Annotated in this window: 1 protein-coding gene and 1 pseudogene; both read right to left on the reverse strand. The window is 60.3% G+C overall.

Annotation, left to right across the window (positions count from 1 at the left end; all coding sequences use genetic code 11):
• Positions 1-142: 142 nt before the first annotated feature.
• The gene (gene metG, locus JJ869_RS23100) at positions 143-1,861 is read right to left on the reverse strand and encodes a methionine--tRNA ligase (protein WP_292271271.1); all 1,719 of its coding nucleotides are present in this window, start codon (positions 1,859-1,861) and stop codon (positions 143-145) included.
• Between the two features lie 70 nt (positions 1,862-1,931).
• Positions 1,932-2,316 (reverse strand): annotated as a pseudogene (locus JJ869_RS23105) (hypothetical protein); the annotation flags it as partial.

Raw genomic sequence — 2,316 nt, forward strand, 5'->3', positions numbered from 1 at the left:
CCAGACGAATGCTGGAACTTCCTCAAAGCTGCAGGATATGCCTCAGATTAAACGCAAAACGCTTTATTGTTCCTGAACCAATGGCGAACAATGGACGATGCCTCGCTCTCCCCGAACTATTGTCAGCCCAAAGAAGCCGGCTTCAGGTACGAATACCGGCGAACCGTTCTTGCCAGCCTGCGCGTTCTTCGTCGCTGATCTTGCGGAACGTCACCTCGGGCACGGAGAACGCATGGCCCTCTTGCAGTGCCTGAACGGCAGATGCCAGGTCGGCAGGCCAGGTTGCGTCTTCCGCATGCATCGCTGTCAATAGCTGTGCCGAAGCATCCGGGATGAACGGGCTCGAGATCACCGCGTAGAAGCGAATGAGGTTGAGTGCGATGCGGATCTGCATGGCAGCCGTATCCGGGTCCTCCTTGAAGGTGGTCCAAGGGGCGACATCCTGCAGGTATTCGTTGCCCAGCACCCAAAGTGCGCGCAGAGCGGCGGCGGATTTGCGGACCTCAATGGCGTCCATATGCGCTTCGTATTCGCGCAGACCTTTTTCGAGATCGGCGATCAACTGGTCTTCGCGCGCGCCCGTTGTGCCGCCAGACGGAACCGCCTCGCTGAACTTGGAGCGGCAGAACTTTGTCACACGGCTGGCGAAGTTGCCCAGCACGTCGGCCAGATCCTTGTTCACCGAGCCTTGGAAATTCTCCCAGGTGAATTCGCTGTCCGAGCTTTCGGGCGCGTGGCTCAGCAGCCACCAGCGCCAATAGTCGGCGGGCAGAATCTCGAGCGCCTGATCCATGAACACGCCGCGGCCCTGCGAAGTGCTGAACTGGCCGCCATCGTAGTTCAGGTAGTTGAACGACTTGATGTAGTCGACCAGCTTCCAATCCTCGCCCGACCCGAGGATCGTCACCGGAAAGCTGAGCGTGTGGAAGGGGACGTTGTCCTTGCCCATGAATTGGGTGTAGCGCACATCGTCCGCGCCGCGATCGGTCCGCCACCAGCGTTCCCAGTCGGCATCGGTTTTGCCATTCGCCTCGGCCCATTCCCCGGCGCAGGCGATGTATTCGATGGGCGCGTCAAACCAGACATAGAACACTTTGCCCTCCATGCCGGACCACTCTTCGTCGCCTTTCTTGACCGGGATGCCCCAGTCCAGATCGCGTGTGATGCCCCGGTCCTGCAACCCGTCGCCATCGTTCAGCCATTTCTTGGCGATGGAGGTGGTCAGCACAGGCCAGTCGGTCTTGCTATCGATCCACTCCTGCAGCTTGCCGCGCATGTCGGACTGGCGCAGGTACAGGTGCTTGGTTTCCCGCACCTCAAGATCGGTTGAGCCGGAAATGGCGGACCGAGGGTTGATCAGGTCGGTCGGGTCGAGCTGCTTGGTGCAGTTCTCGCACTGATCGCCGCGCGCTTTGTCATAACCGCAGTTCGGGCAGGTGCCTTCGATATAGCGGTCGGGCAAGAACCGTTTGTCCGCATGGCTGTAGACCTGCTTTTCGCTGACTTCGCGGATCAGGCCAGCGTCGGCAAGACGTCCCGCCAGATGCTGGGTCAGCTTGTGGTTCTGCGGGCTGGACGAGCGGCCGAAGTGATCAAAGGACAGGCGGAAGCCTTGTGCGATCTCGGCCTGAACCGCATGCATCTCGGCGCAGTAATCGGCCACGGGCTTGCCAGCCTTTGCGGCGGCCAGCTCGGCCGGGGTGCCGTGCTCGTCCGTGGCGCACAGGAACATCACCTCGTTGCCTCGTGCCCGCAGGTAGCGGGCATAGAGATCTGCGGGCAATTGGCTGCCCACGAGGTTTCCAAGGTGCTTGATCCCGTTGATATAGGGGATTGCCGACGTGATGAGGTGCCGTGCCATATCGTATGCGCCCGCGCTGTAACTGAGGTTTGCGCCGCTTTAGCGGATCACAGGCCCAAGTGCCAGAGGATCAGTCCTTTTCTCGGCTGGTTCGCATCAACCGCCCGATCAGGAAAGATGTGCGCGGCGCATAGACATAAGGCGTCTTGGGCTGACTGGGTCGGGCGCGCATCCGGATCAATCCGAAAACCACCAAACCCGCGTGACCTACGGCGATCATTGCAAAGAGAGCCGGAGGACCGAAGATGCCCATGAGTACCGAGGCAAGGTAGGGTGCTGCAATCGCCCCGCAGGCGTACCAGAACATCAGTGCCGCAGACAGTTCGACCCGTTCGCTGTCGCTTGCGAAATCATGGGCGTGCGCTGCAGCCACAGAGTAGATCGGGAAACTGGTCAGGCCAAAGATCATTGCAGGCAGGAAAACGCCAGAGGTTGGAAGATCCGTCAGCGTTGCG

The sequence above is a fragment of the Marivita sp. genome (assembly GCF_017643905.1).
Classification (GTDB): domain Bacteria; phylum Pseudomonadota; class Alphaproteobacteria; order Rhodobacterales; family Rhodobacteraceae; genus Marivita.

Coding starts and splice junctions, on each gene's coding strand:
- metG (WP_292271271.1), bottom strand. CDS start 1,861: ATGGCACGGCACCTCATCACGTCGGCAATCCCCTATATCAACGGGATC.